11 protein-coding genes are annotated in these 13,719 nt (G+C 73.4%); 5 read left to right on the top strand and 6 right to left on the bottom strand.

The genetic code is table 11. From position 1 onward, the window contains the following. Window positions 1-158: 158 nt before the first annotated feature. Both ABZ899_RS30690 and ABZ899_RS30685 read right to left on the bottom strand, forming a co-directional pair. The gene (locus ABZ899_RS30690) at window positions 159-923 is read right to left on the bottom strand and encodes a hypothetical protein (protein WP_361352362.1); all 765 of its coding nucleotides are present in this window, start codon (window positions 921-923) and stop codon (window positions 159-161) included. Between the two features lie 168 nt (window positions 924-1,091). Next, entirely contained in the window at window positions 1,092-2,756 is a 1,665-nt protein-coding gene (locus ABZ899_RS30685; RefSeq protein ID WP_361352359.1) for a PucR family transcriptional regulator ligand-binding domain-containing protein, read from the bottom strand. A gap of 376 nt (window positions 2,757-3,132) precedes the next feature. On the opposite strand from ABZ899_RS30685, the gene ABZ899_RS30680 reads away from it, so the two are divergent. From ABZ899_RS30680 to ABZ899_RS30660, 5 genes are all read left to right on the top strand, one after another. Then, entirely contained in the window at window positions 3,133-4,032 is a 900-nt protein-coding gene (locus ABZ899_RS30680) for a xanthine dehydrogenase family protein subunit M (protein ID WP_361352356.1), read from the top strand. Then, entirely contained in the window at window positions 4,032-4,601 is a 570-nt protein-coding gene (locus ABZ899_RS30675) for a (2Fe-2S)-binding protein (protein WP_361352353.1), read from the top strand. Before ABZ899_RS30680 ends, ABZ899_RS30675 begins: the two co-directional genes overlap by 1 nt. Before the next feature lie 2 nt (window positions 4,602-4,603). After that, entirely contained in the window at window positions 4,604-6,988 is a 2,385-nt protein-coding gene (locus ABZ899_RS30670) for a molybdopterin cofactor-binding domain-containing protein (protein WP_361352350.1), read from the top strand. 164 nt (window positions 6,989-7,152) lie between these two features. Continuing rightward, the gene (locus ABZ899_RS30665) at window positions 7,153-8,610 is read left to right on the top strand and encodes an NCS2 family permease (RefSeq protein WP_361352347.1); all 1,458 of its coding nucleotides are present in this window, start codon (window positions 7,153-7,155) and stop codon (window positions 8,608-8,610) included. Between the two features lie 45 nt (window positions 8,611-8,655). Beyond that, window positions 8,656-9,810 carry an XdhC/CoxI family protein gene (locus ABZ899_RS30660; RefSeq protein ID WP_361352344.1) on the top strand — a complete coding sequence of 385 codons (1,155 nt, stop codon included), beginning with the start codon at window positions 8,656-8,658 and terminating at the stop codon, window positions 9,808-9,810. Here ABZ899_RS30660 and ABZ899_RS30655 read toward each other — a convergent pair. From ABZ899_RS30655 to ABZ899_RS30640, 4 genes are all read right to left on the bottom strand, one after another. Next, window positions 9,759-11,069: a lanthionine synthetase LanC family protein gene (locus tag ABZ899_RS30655; protein ID WP_361352341.1), complete on the bottom strand. Its 1,311-nt coding sequence runs from the start codon at window positions 11,067-11,069 to the stop codon at window positions 9,759-9,761. The genes ABZ899_RS30660 and ABZ899_RS30655 overlap by 52 nt on opposite strands. Before the next feature lie 66 nt (window positions 11,070-11,135). Beyond that, window positions 11,136-11,576 (bottom strand): SRPBCC family protein, encoded by a 441-nt coding sequence (locus tag ABZ899_RS30650; RefSeq protein WP_361352338.1) that lies wholly within the window; start codon window positions 11,574-11,576, stop codon window positions 11,136-11,138. Between the two features lie 51 nt (window positions 11,577-11,627). Further along, window positions 11,628-12,404: a polysaccharide deacetylase family protein gene (locus ABZ899_RS30645; RefSeq protein ID WP_361352335.1), complete on the bottom strand. Its 777-nt coding sequence runs from the start codon at window positions 12,402-12,404 to the stop codon at window positions 11,628-11,630. A 131-nt stretch (window positions 12,405-12,535) separates the two neighbouring features. Continuing rightward, window positions 12,536-13,678: a PP2C family protein-serine/threonine phosphatase gene (locus ABZ899_RS30640; RefSeq protein ID WP_361352332.1), complete on the bottom strand. Its 1,143-nt coding sequence runs from the start codon at window positions 13,676-13,678 to the stop codon at window positions 12,536-12,538. Window positions 13,679-13,719 lie beyond the last annotated feature (41 nt).

Here is a 13,719-nt window from a genome sequence, read left to right as displayed (position 1 = left end):
CGGAGTCGGCTGCTCCGCCGGCCAGGCAGGTTGCCCGCCCAGCATCCGGAAGAGGCCCCGGTTCGCTGCCGCGTCAGGCGGTGGGACCGGTGCGGGAGTCGGTCTCGGTGGACCGCGCCCTGCCTCGGCCGCCTCCCGGGCGCGTCCGTCGCGGTCTGTCAGGCGGTCGCCGCCGGCGGGAGCGGGGCCAGCTGCTCCGCCAGCCAGGTGGGGACCCCGCCCAGCAGCCTGAACAGTCGCCGGGCCTCCTCACGCAGACGGGACGCCTCCGGTTCGGCCTCCGTGTCGGCCAGCGACGCGAGCGCCGGGGCCGTCCCCACCAGATAGCCCAACTCCTCGCGGATGCGCAGGGATTCGGCGAAGCCGTGTCGCGCCTCGGCCAGTTCCCCGTCGCGCAGTGCGAGACCGGCCAGATGCCGCCAGGTGAACGACAGCAGCAGCGGGTCGGCGTGCGCCGTGGCACCGGCGTGCGCCCGGCGGTAGGCCGCGCGGGCCGCCTGGGGCGACTGCGTCAGGTTCTCCGCGAGCAGGCCGCGGCGGAAGTCCAGCAGGGCCCGGCCCGGCGCCCCGGGCGCGATCAGCGCCGCCGCCCGGCCCAGCGCCGCCCGCGCCTCGTCGGCCCGGTCGCGCACGGAGTGCAGCGTGGCCGCGTACGCAAGCTGCCCCCGTTCACAAGCGGCCGCCCCGCGTTCGTCGTCGGTGTGGGCCAGCGCCTCGGCCGTACGCAGCGCGTCCTCGGCCTCCTCCCAGCCCCGCTCCGTGTACAGACACCGTTCGACCAGCAGGGACGCGCGCTGGAGCGCGGCCTGTGCGGTGACCGGCTGGAGCAGGGCCGCCGCGTCCGCCCAGCACGCGCGGGAACGCAGCCGCCATACCGCGGTCTGGAGTGGATCGTCACCGGCGGTCGTTCCGTTACCAGACATGGCGGTATACGCCACCTCGCCCTCCCCGAGCACGCCATCGAGCTGTTGAGTGGTGGCGGCATCTCAGCACGAATCCGCGCGCCCGGCCAAGAGGGTGGGTGAAGGATTTCACAAAGTCGTGGGACACGGGCGGCACTTGGTGCCACCTTGTGCGCCCCCCGCGCCGCTTCAGCTCATCCGCAACGCCAGGAAGAAATCCAGCTTGTCCTCCAGCCGGGACAGGTCCCGGCCCGTCAACTGCTCGATCCGGCCGACCCGGTAGCGCAGCGTGTTGACGTGCAGGTGCAGCCGGGTCGCGCACCGCGTCCACGAGCCGTCGCTGTCGAGGAACGCCTCCAGCGTGGGGATCAGCTCGGCGCGGTGCCGGCGGTCGTAGTCCCGCAGCGGGTCCAGCAGACGGGCAGTGAACGCCCGGCGGACGTCGTCGGGCACGAACGGCAGCAGCAGGACGTGCGAGGCCAGCTCCTGATGGCCGGCCGCGCACACCCGCCCCACCCGGGCCGCGGCGACCCGGCGCGCGTGCCGGGCCTCCTCCAGGGCGCCGCGCAGCCCCTCCGCGGAGTGCACCGCCGCGCTCACCCCGAGCGTGATCCGGCCGTCGTCGTCCAGCCCCGCCGACAGCGGCTCGGCCACGGCGTCGAGCAGCGCGTCGGCGAGGACGCCGGCCTCGGAGCCGTCGTGCTCGGCGGAGACCGCGGGGAGCGGCACCAGCGCGATCGCCTCCTCGCCGGTGTGCGCCACCGCGATGCGGTCGGAAGGCTCAGGGCCGGTCGCGCGGGGATCCACCAGGATCTCCTCCAGCAGGGCCTGCGCCGCCGGACCCGGCTCGATGGCGGCGTCCGCCCACTCGACCCTGGCGACCACCACCTGCCAGTGCGGGGCCGCCCCGAGGCCGGGCAGCAGCACCGGGGCCGCCACCCGCAGCCGGGCGGCGATCTCGGCGGGCGCCGCGCCCGACTGGACCAGCTCCAGGACCTCCTGCGCGAGACGGCGCCGCACCGTGCGGGCGGCGTCCCGGCGGTCGCGCTCCACCGCGATCAGCTGGGTGACGCCCTGCAGCAGGTCGATGCGCTCCGCAGGCCAGTCGCCGGCGTCCGCCTCCACGGCCAGCAGCCACTCCGACAGGACCGTCTCGCGGGCGTCCCCGGCCACCCGCCCGCCGCCGCGGATCGGGAAGAGGGAGTACACCGTGGTGCCCAGCGTCACCCGGTGGGGGCCGCGGCGGCCCGAGCGGGCGGCCGCCAGATGCCCGGCCGCCAGCCGTGCGCACAGATCGGCGGGCAGCGCCGGGCCCGCCCCCTTCGAGCCGGCGATCAGCCGCCCCGCCGGCGACAGCACCCAGGCCCGCAGGTCCAGATCGGAGCCGAGCAGGTCGAGGACCACGTCCGGGCCGCCGCCCGCCGGGCCCGACGTCATCAGCCGGCGGTGCCGGTCCACCACGGCCGCCAGATCCCCGGCCCGCTCGCCGCTGACCTGCCGGACGACATGCTCGGTGACCGTCGCGAACGCCACCGACTCGTGCACCGCGAACAGCGGCAGCCGGTGCCGGGCGCAGGCCACCACGAGATCCTCCGGGACCTCCCCGAGCTCGGCCTCACCGGCCGCCAGAGCCGCCACACCGGCCTGCACGAGGATGCGCACGAAAGGGTCGGAGTCCGCGGCGTCCCGGCGCCACGCCAGACCGGTGAGCACCAGCTCCCCGCCGGAGAGATAGCGGCTGGGGTCCCTCAGATCCGTGGTCATCACACCGCGCACCGTGCGGTCGAGCTCGTCCTCGCCGCCGAGCAGCTCCAGGCCCAGCGCATCGGTGTCCAGCAGTGCGCGCAGCCGCATTCTCGTCGCCGCCGTTCCTTGTCTCGAAAACTACGATGGATCATGAGGGGGTCCGTGGCGGGCCCGGTCACGGGCCGGCGAGCGGCCCCCGCGAGCGGCGCGCTCGTCGTCTTTCGGACGGTGTCCCAGGTCACAGAGCCGTGCCGGATGTTTCCCCGGGGAAGCAGGGAGGTTACGGGTGGCCTCCGTTCATACGAATCTACAAGATGCCCGCCGTGGCCAGCCAACTCCTTCATGGTTTCCGTGACTGACCCCGGTGGAGCACAGGCCTGTGTACTGACGTCATTCCGCGTGAACAGCACATGAACGAGCCGGGCCCGCCGCACCCGATCTGGCTCGATCCGGACGACCCACGAGACGAAGAAGAGAGCCGGTCATGGACTTCCTTCGCCCCGCCAGCTGGGAGGAGGCGCTCGCCGCGAAGGCCGAGCACCCCACCGCTGTGCCGATTGCGGGCGGCACCGATGTGATGGTCGAGATCAACTTCGACCACCGCCGGCCCGAGCACCTCCTCGACCTGAACCGGATCGAGGACCTCTCCGCATGGGAGGTCGGCGAGGACAGCGTGCGGCTCGGCGCCTCGGTGCCGTACACCAGCATCATGGAGCACCTGCGGGCCGAGCTGCCCGGCCTCGCCCTGGCCTCGCACACGGTGGCCTCCCCGCAGATCCGCAACCGCGGCGGCGTCGGCGGCAACCTCGGCACCGCCTCCCCGGCCGGTGACGCCCACCCCGCCCTGCTGGCCGCCGGCGCCGAGGTCGAGGCCGAGTCGGTGCGCGGCAGCCGCCGCATCCCGATCGACGAGTTCTACACCGGCGTGAAGCGCAACGCGCTCGCGCCCGACGAGCTGATCCGCGCCGTGCACATCAAGAAGGCCGACGGGCCCCAGCAGTACTCGAAGGTCGGCACCCGCAACGCCATGGTCATCGCCGTGTGCGCCTTCGGCCTCGCCCTGCACCCCGAGACGCGGACCGTCCGCACCGGCATCGGCTCGGCCGCGCCCACCCCCATCCGGGCCAAGGCCGCCGAGGAGTTCCTGAACGCCGCGCTGGAGGAGGGCGGCTTCTGGGACAACGGCAGCATCATCACCCCCTCGGTCGCCAGGCAGTTCGCGGACCTGTGCGCCGCCGCCTGCAACCCGATCGACGACGTCCGCGGCACCGCGAGCTACCGCCGGCACGCGGTCGGCGTCATGGCCCGCCGCACCCTCACCTGGACCTGGGAGTCGTACCGCGGCACGGACGGCAGGACCGAACAGGAAGGGAGTGCCGCCTGATGCGCGTCAACTTCACTGTCAACGGACGCCCGCAGGAAGCCGACGACGTGTGGGAGGGCGAGTCCCTGCTCTACGTCCTGCGCGAGCGGCTCGGCCTGCCGGGCTCCAAGAACGCCTGCGAGCAGGGCGAATGCGGGTCCTGCACGGTCCGCCTGGACGGCGTCCCGGTGTGCGCGTGCCTGGTCGCGGCCGGACAGGTCGAGGGCCGTGACGTCGTGACCGTCGAGGGTCTCGCGGAGCACGCCCGGCAGCGGTCCTGCGGCGGCTCCTCGGGCACCTCGCCGGACGAGGCGAAGAACCGGCGGGCCCAGGGCACCGACTCGCAGACCGGCGAGGGCACCGAACTCGCACCGATCCAGCAGGCGTTCATCGACGCCGGCGCCGTCCAGTGCGGCTTCTGCACGCCCGGCCTGCTGGTCGCCGCCGACGAGATGCTGGAGCGCAACCCCACCCCGACCGACGCGGACATCCGCGAGGCCCTGTCGGGCAACCTGTGCCGCTGCACCGGCTACGAGAAGATCATGGACGCGGTCCGGCTGGCGGCCGCCCGGCAGGGAGAGGCGGTCTGACGATGGCGTCCCCCAGCGGAACCCCCACGAAGATCACCCAGGGCGCGTCGACCAAGGGCGGCATCGGCGAGTCCACGCTCCGCCCCGACGGCACTCTCAAGGTCACCGGCGAGTTCGCCTACTCCTCCGACATGTGGCACGAGGACATGCTCTGGGGCCAGATCCTGCGCTCCACCGTCGCGCACGCCGAGATCGTGTCCATCGACACCTCCGAGGCCCTGGCCACGCCGGGCGTGTACGCCGTCATGACCTACGACGACCTGCCGACCGAGGTGCGGAACTACGGCCTGGAGATCCAGGACACCCCGGTCCTCGCCCACGGCAAGGTGCGCCACCACGGCGAGCCGGTCGCCCTCGTCGCCGCCGACCACCCGGAGACCGCGCGCCGCGCCGCCGCCAAGATCAAGGTCGAGTACCGGGACCTGCCCGTCATCACCGACGAGGCGTCCGCGACCGCCCCCGACGCGATCCTCGTCCACGAGAACCGCGACGACCACCACGCCGGGCACGTCCCGCACCCGAACATCGTGCACCGGCAGCCGATCGTCCGCGGCGACGCGGCCCGCGCCGCCGGACGGGCCGACGTGATCGTCACCGGCGAGTACACCTTCGGCATGCAGGACCAGGCCTTCCTCGGCCCCGAGTCCGGCCTCGCCGTGCCCGACGAGGACGGCGGCGTCCACCTCTACATCGCCACCCAGTGGCTGCACAGCGACCTGCGCCAGATCGCGCCCGTCCTCGGCCTGCCCGAGCGCAAGGTCCGGATGACGCTGTCCGGCGTGGGCGGGGCCTTCGGCGGCCGCGAGGACCTGTCCATGCAGATCCACGCCTGCCTGCTCGCGCTGCGCACCGGCAAACCCGTCAAGATCGTCTACAACCGGTTCGAGTCCTTCTTCGGGCACGTCCACCGCCACCCCGCCAAGCTGTACTACGAGCACGGGGCGACCCGCGACGGCAGGCTGACCCACGTCAAGTGCCGGATCGTGCTCGACGGCGGCGCGTACGCCTCCGCGTCCCCGGCCGTGGTCGGCAACGCGTCCTCGCTGTCCATCGGCCCCTACGTGGTCGACGACGTCGACATCGAGGCCATCGCCCTCTACACCAACAACCCGCCCTGCGGCGCCATGCGCGGCTTCGGCGCGGTGCAGGCGTGCTTCGCCTACGAGGCGCAGATGGACAAGCTGGCCAAGGAACTGGGCCTGGACCCGGTGGAGTTCCGGCAGCGCAACGCCATGGAACAGGGCACGGTCATGCCGACCGGCCAGCCCGTCGACTCGCCGGCCCCCGTCGCCGAACTCCTGCGCCGGGTCAAGGCCATGCCGCTGCCGCCGGAGCGCCAGTGGGAGTCCAGCGAGGGCGCGGACGTCCGGCAACTGCCCGGCGGCCTGTCCAACACCACGCACGGCGAGGGCGTCGTCCGCGGCATCGGCTACGCCGTCGGCATCAAGAACGTCGGCTTCTCCGAGGGCTTCGACGACTACTCGACGGCCAGGGTGCGCATGGAGGTCGTCGGCGGTGAGCCCGTCGCCACCGTGCACACCGCGATGGCCGAGGTCGGCCAGGGCGGCGTCACCGTCCACGCGCAGATCGCCCGCTCCGAGCTCGGCGTCGCCCAGGTGACCATCCACCCGGCGGACACCCAGGTCGGCTCGGCCGGTTCCACCTCGGCCTCCCGGCAGACGTACGTCACCGGCGGCGCCGTGAAGAACTCCTGCGAGCTGGTCCGCGAGAAGGTGCTGGAGATCGGGCGGCGGAAGTTCGGCTCGTACCACCCGGCCTGGGCCACCGCCGAACTCCTCCTGGAGGGCGGCAAGGTCGTCACCGACGGCGGCGAGGTCCTCGCCGACCTCGTGGACGTCCTGGAGGACGAGAGCGTCGAGGTCGAGGCCGAGTGGCGGCACCGCCCCACCGAGCCCTTCGACCTGCGTACCGGGCAGGGCAACGGCCACGTCCAGTACTCGTTCGCCGCGCACCGCGCCGTCGTCGAGGTCGACACCGAGCTCGGCCTGGTCAAGGTGATCGAACTCGCCTGCGCCCAGGACGTCGGCAAGGCGCTCAACCCGCTGTCCGTCGTCGGCCAGATCCAGGGCGGCACCACCCAGGGACTGGGCGTGGCGGTGATGGAGGAGATCGTCGTCGACCCGAAGACGGCGAAGGTGAAGAACCCCTCCTTCACGGACTACCTGATCCCCACGATCCTCGACACGCCGACCATCCCCGTCGACGTGCTCGAACTCGCCGACCACCACGCGCCGTACGGGCTGCGCGGTGTCGGCGAGGCCCCCACCCTGTCGTCCACCCCGGCCGTCCTCGCGGCGATCCGGGACGCGACAGGACTGGAGCTCGACCGCACGCCGGTGCGTCCGGAACACCTCACCGGTACGTGATCCTCCGGGATCCAGCCGGCTGACTCCTGGGGGGACCCGCTCCCCCCAGGACCGCCCCACCTGTTCGTCTCGGGCCGTCCCCCGGGTCGTGCACCTCCCCAAATCCCGCACACGTCGCCGACGGCACACGCGGGTGCCCCTTTGAACCTTGGGAGCAGGCCCACATGACCCAGCAGTCGCTCAAGCCCACGGTCAGCGCCGACGACGCGGGAGAAGGAACCCGCGTCCCGGCCGGCCGGTCGTGGCTCGACCGGTACTTCCACATATCCCGCCGAGGATCCACGGTCGCGCGCGAGGTGCGCGGTGGCGTCACGACCTTCATGGCGATGGCGTACATCCTTCTGCTCAACCCCCTGATCCTGTCCGGCGAGGACGTGGCGGGAGCCACCCTCGCCCAGAAGGCCCTCATCACCGCGACCGCGTTCGCGGCGGCCCTCACCACGCTGCTGATGGGCTTCTTCGGCAAGGTGCCGCTCGCCCTCGCCGCCGGCCTGTCCGTCTCGGGCGTGCTCGCCTCGCAGGTCGTCCCGCGGATGACCTGGCCGCAGGCCATGGGCATGTGCGTGATGTACGGCGTCGTCATCATGCTGCTGGTCGTCACCGGCCTCCGTGAGCTGATCATGAACGCGATCCCGCTCGCCCTCAAACACGCCATCACCATGGGCATCGGCCTGTTCATCGCCCTGATCGGCTTCTACAAGGCCGGTTTCGTGCACCAGGGCGAGGCCACCCCGGTCACCCTCGGTCCCGCCGGTGAACTGGCCGGCTGGCCGGTGCTGCTCTTCGCCGTCACCCTCCTCGCGATCTTCATGCTCCAGGCGCGCGGCGTCCCGGGCGCCATCCTCATCGGCATCGTCGGCGGCACGGTCCTCGCCGTGGCCCTGAACACGCTCGACGTCGTCGACCCGAAGCAGTGGGCCGGCGGCGCCCCCGAACTGCACGGCGGTGCGGTGTCCATGCCGGACTTCTCCCTGTTCGGTCACGTCGAGTTCGGCGGCTGGGGCGAGGTCGGCGCGATGACCGTCGGCATGATCGTGTTCACGCTCGTGCTCGCCGGGTTCTTCGACGCGATGGCCACGATCATCGGCGTGGGCACCGAGGCGAAGCTCGCCGACGACAAGGGCCGGATGCCGGGCCTGTCCAAGGCGCTGTTCATCGACGGCGCGGGCGGCGTGATCGGCGGGGCCGCCGGCGCCTCCGGCCAGACCGTGTTCGTCGAGTCGGCCACCGGCGTCGGGGAGGGCGCCCGTACGGGCCTGTCCTCCGTGGTCACCGGGCTGTTCTTCGCCGCCTGCCTGTTCTTCACCCCGCTCACGGCGATCGTGCCGGGCGAGGTGGCGGCGGCCGCCCTGGTCGTGATCGGCGCCATGATGATGATGAACGCCCGGCACGTCGACTGGTCCGACCGGGCCACCGCGATCCCGGTCTTCCTCACCGTCGTGATCATGCCGTTCACGTACTCGATCACGGCCGGTGTCGCCGCCGGCGTCATCTCCTACGTCGCCATCCGCGTCGCCCAGGGCAAGACCCGCGAGATCGGCGCCTTCATGTGGGGCCTGACCGCCGTCTTCCTCGTCTACTTCGCCCTGAACCCCATCGAGAGCTGGCTGGGCGTGCACTAGCCGGGCAGACCCCTCCGCACACGACCGCTCCAAGGAGACCGAGAGATGTTGGACATCGCCGAGGAACTGCACCGGTGGGCCGGGCAGGGACGCGACTTCGCCGTGGCCACCGTGGTGGCCGTAGGCGGCAGCGCTCCCCGCCAGCCCGGCGCCGCGCTCGCGGTGGACGCCGAAGGCACGGCGATCGGCTCGGTCTCCGGCGGCTGTGTGGAGGGCGCGGTGTACGAGCTGTGCCGACAGGCGCTGCGCGACGGCGAGTCCGTCCTGGAGCGCTTCGGCTACAGCGACGAGGACGCCTTCGCGGTCGGCCTGACCTGCGGCGGCGTCATCGACGTCCTGGTCACTGCGGTCCGGGCGCAGGACCCGGTCCGTCCGGTCGTGGCGGCGGCACTGGCCGCCGCCGCGGCCGGCGAGGTGGCCGCGGTCGCCCGGATCGTGTCCGGACCCGCCGAACTGGTGGGCCGCGCGCTGCTGGTCCGCCCGGACGGCGGCCACGAGGGCGGCTACGGCGGCCACCCCGAACTGGACCGCACGGTGGCGGCCGAGGCGGCCGCGTTCCTCGACGCCGGACGCACCGGCACCCTGGAGCTGGGTGAGCAGGGCTCGCGCTGCGGGGAGCCGCTGACCGTGCTGGTGGAGTCCTCGGTGCCGCCGCCCCGGATGATCGTCTTCGGCGCCATCGACTTCGCCTCGGCGCTGGTCCGGGTGGGCGCCTTCCTCGGTTACCGCGTCACGGTGTGCGACGCCCGCCCGGTCTTCGCCACGAAGGCCCGCTTCCCGGAGGCCGACGAGGTCGTCGTGGAATGGCCGCACCGGTACCTGGAGCGCACGCGGGTCGACGCGCGCACGGTCCTGTGCGTCCTCACCCACGACGCCAAGTTCGACATACCGCTGCTGCGGCTCGCCCTGCGTCTGCCCGTCGCGTACGTCGGCGCGATGGGCTCGCGCCGTACGCACCTGGACCGCAACGAACGACTCCGCGAGGCCGGGGTCACCGAGCTCGAATTGGCCCGGCTGCGCTCGCCGATCGGCCTGGACCTCGGCGCGCGCACCCCCGAGGAGACCGCCCTGTCGATCGCGGCGGAGATCGTCGCGAACCGGCGCGGCGGCAGCGGGGTGTCACTGACCGGGGCGCACACGCCCATCCATCACGACGCCACGTCCCGGCCCGCGGAAGCCCGCATCGGGTCGGTGGCCTGAGTTCCGGGCACCGGCTGGTCGGGCCAGGCCACGGCGTACGCCGGGTCGCCGCCGCGCACGATCCTCACGTGGCGCAGGAGTTCGCGCACGATGCCCGCGTTGCCCATCGCCCAGCCGCACTCCGGTTCGAGGCCGCTCGGGGTGGCGCGGTGCTCCACGTTGGACCAGCGGGCGCCGTCGGCGTCCCGTACGGCGTGCGCGCCGAGCGTGGCGACGAGCGTACGGGCGAAGGCGGGGGAGTCCCCCTGCTCGGCGATCCGGTCGCCGGCGAGGGCCAGGACGCCCGCCGTGCCGCAGCAGCGCCCGTCGTTGTCCCAGAAGCCGGGGCGCAGCCGGCGCGGCAGCCCGGAGCGGGTGACGGTGTGCCAGCAGCGGTCGGCCAGCGCCGCCCACGCGGGGTCGCCGGTCACGTCCCGCAGCAGCCGGAAGACCTGGGCGTCGCCGGCCGGCCCGTGGCACCAGCCGTAGCTGTACCGCGGGGTGACGTCGGGGCGGTGGGGCGGGTCGGAGTGCGGGACGAGGAAGCCGTCGGGCCCGTCCTCGTCGCGCGCGACCACGTCGGCGGCCCCGGCGAGGGCGAGTTCGAGCAGATCGGACCGGCCGGTCGCCCCGCCGACCGCGGCCAGCGCGTACACGACGCCCAGGGTCCCGTGCGACACGTGGTGCATCCGGCCCTCGACGCCGGGACGGAACGGCCACCGCACTCCGGCCGCCGTCGGCTCGGCCGTGCGCGCGTACGGCTCCACCGCCGCCACGGCCAGGTCGTCCTGCCCGGCGAGGAGGGCGCCGAGGCCGATGCCCGCGTTGCCGCCCATGAGCTCGTACAGCTCGCCCCAGCGCTCCCCGTCGAAGCCCGCCCGCACCCGCTCCAGGGCCCGGTCGGCGGCGGCCACGGCCCGGGCGTCGTCCAGCTCCCGGTGGACGGTCCGCAGGGCGAGCGCGATCCCGGTGCGGCCGAAGTACAGCGAGTCGTCCTCCCACGATCCGGCGAACTCCTCCAGGGCGCGGGCGGCGCGCACGGCGGTGTCCGCGTAGACGTCGTCCCCGAAGTGCCGCCACGCCTCCAGCAGGGTGGGGACGACCCCGGCGGTGCCGTTGTAGAGCATCGGGTCGATCGCGTCGTCCGACGGCCGGACCGGCCAGCCGAGCCCGTCGCCGCCCGCCGTCTCCCGCCCGGCACCGATCAGCCAGCGCAACCCGTCCACGGCCAGCGCCTCGGCCTCGCCGGCCGTCATCCGCTCCGCGTCCGCAGTGGTCATGCCGTCGTCCCCCCTGTCGTCCCGGTGCCGCCAACCCTACGGAACGGCACGGACGTTCGACCGCCGTCAGGGAGTGCGCAGCAGCCGGTTCATCGCCCGGCCGAACAGATACCGGCCCGCCAGACCGACCAGACCGTCCAGGGAGCGCGGCACGAACCGGACGCACACCTCCTCGTGCCACACCGCCCGGGTACGGCCGCCGGGTCCCGGGAGGACCTCGATCTCCGCCCAGCCGGTCATCACCCGGCCCCGCTTCTCCAGCCGGCACCGGCCCGGCGCCGTGGCACCGGGCGGCTCCCACCGCGTGACGTCCATCGGGTCGTCGAAGCCGAGCGGGCCGAGCCCGGTGCGGGCGACGAAGCGCGTGCCCTCCCGGGTGGGTCCGGCCGTGACGACCTGGATACGGGTGAACGGGACGACGTCCCCGTGGCGGTGCCACTCCGTCAGGCGGCGCCACGTCTCGCCGAGGGGGAGTGGGACCGTGCGCTGGAGGAGGAAGGTGGCCACAGGGTGATCCTACGGAACGCCCTCGCCCGATCGGCGCTGGTCACGCCCGGCTCACCGGTACACCTTGCCGGGCTCGGCCTGTCCCGGGGCGAGCAGCTGGGGAACGGTCACGAACACGTACCCGCGCTTCTTCAGGCCGTCGATGATCCCGGGGACCGCTGGCACGGTGCCGTCGTAGAGGTCGTGCAGCAGGATGATCCCGTCGCGTTCGGTCTGCGCGAGGACGCGCTGCCGGATGAGGGCCGGGTCGTCGGTGGAGTAGTCCTTGGCCGTCACGCTCCACAGGACCTCGGACATCCCGAGCTCGCGGCAGATCTCGTGGACCGTGTCGTTTGTGCGCCCCTGCGGCGGGCGCATCAGGGTGGGGCGCCGCCCGATGAGGGCCGCTATCTCCTTGTTGGGCCGCTCTATCTCCTCGCGTATCTCGTCCGCTCCCAGCTCCGTGAGCCGCTTGTGGTCCCAGGTGTGGTTGGCCACCTCGTGGCCCTCGTCCGCCATCCGCCGGACCAGGTCCGGGTACTTCTCGATGTGGCGCTTGCCGAGGAGGAAGAAGGTGGCCGGGACCTTCTCGTCCTCGAGGATGTCCAGCAGCCGCGCGGAATGCTCGCTGGGCCCGGCGTCGAAGGTCAGCGCGACGCACTTGGCCGTGCGGCAGTCGACGCTGCCGAAGGGGGCGTGGGCCGCGCTGCGGGCGCGGGCGCCGCTGGGTGACGTGGTGTCCAGGCGTACGGACTGGTCGAAGGCCACGAGACAGGCCGCCGCCGTCACGACGACGGCGGCGGACAACCAGATCCAGGTTTTTCTCATCTTCTGGGGCAGTAGGCGCATGCCCGGACTATACATAGCGTGTATACGCGCAGTGTATAGGGGCTGCCTTCTGTCTCTGGACAGGCGTTTCGCCGCCGCCCCGGAACGGGACGGCGGCGAAAAGGGCTGGACGGTGGTGAGGTGGGTGGTGCTCAGGCCGAGAGGCTGCCGACGCGCCCGGCGTCCCGCGGGGTGGCGGGCGCGGGGCGGGTCTGCTCGGCGGGGACCGGCTTGCGCAGGAGCATCAGGGCCGCGTCGTCGTGCAGATGCCCGCCGACGTGGTGCAGCAGCTCGCCGTGCAGCGCGGTGACGGTCTCCACCGGCTCGTCGCAGATGTGCCGCGCGAGACCCTCGGCCAGCGGATAGAACGAGCGGTCGTGGTTGCGCGCCTCGGTGACGCCGTCGGTGTAGAGCAGCAGCTGGTCGCCGTCGGCGAAGGGCAGCACCTGCAGGCCGGGCGTCTCGCCCGACAGGGCGCGCAGCCCCAGCGGCGGGGCCGGCCGGTCCGGCTCGACCGGCAGGACGGCCGAGTCCCGCACCAGCAGGGGCGGGGCGTGCCCGCAGTTGACCACTTCCAGCTCCCCCGGCCGGGGGTACCCGGCCGCCACGGCGGTGACGAAGTCGTCCGGCCCCAGGTTCCTCGCCAGGCTGCGCTCGATGCGGGCGACCACGTCGAGCAGGTCGGGCTCGTCGTGGGCGGCCTCCTGGAACACCGCGACGACGAGGGCCGCCATGCTCACGGCCGGCAGCCCCTTGCCGCGGACGTCGCCGACGATCAGCCGGACCCCGTGCGGCGTGGACACCAGGGCGTAGAGGTCACCGCCGATCCGCGCCTCCGCCGCCGCGGCGCTGTAGCGCACCGCCACCTGGAACGGGCCGACGGTCGGCGGGACCGGCTGCAGCAGGGCGTGCTGCGCGGCCTCGGCGACGGAGCGCACCGCCGCCAGCACCCGCTCACGGCGCCGGCGCAGCGCGCTGGTCAGGCCGCACGCCAGGGTGACGACCACCAGGGCGGCCAGCGTCATGCCCAGCGTGCGGTCCGGGGCGTCGTGACGCAGGCAGAGGCCCACCCCGAGGCCGCCGGCGAGGAGCCCGGCGCACAGGACCGTGCGCGGCCCGCCCGCGGTGGCGGCCAGCGCCGGCACCGTGGCGAGCAGGGGGACCCAGGTCGTCGTGGAATCCCCGAACAGGTCGGCGAGCGCGAGCCCGCACACGATCAGCGCCAGCAGTGCGGCCCCGGCGATCACTCCTCGCCGATGCCAGTGGTCAGGTCCGTGTTCGGGGGCCCGGCTCATCGCTTGTCCGCACTCCTCGTCTGCGCACCCGGGGAAGATCA

Origin of the sequence: Streptomyces sp. NPDC046859 (genome assembly GCF_040645135.1) — a bacterium.
Classification (GTDB): Bacteria; Actinomycetota; Actinomycetes; order Streptomycetales; family Streptomycetaceae; genus Streptomyces.
This window is presented reverse-complemented; position numbering and strand designations above follow the sequence as displayed.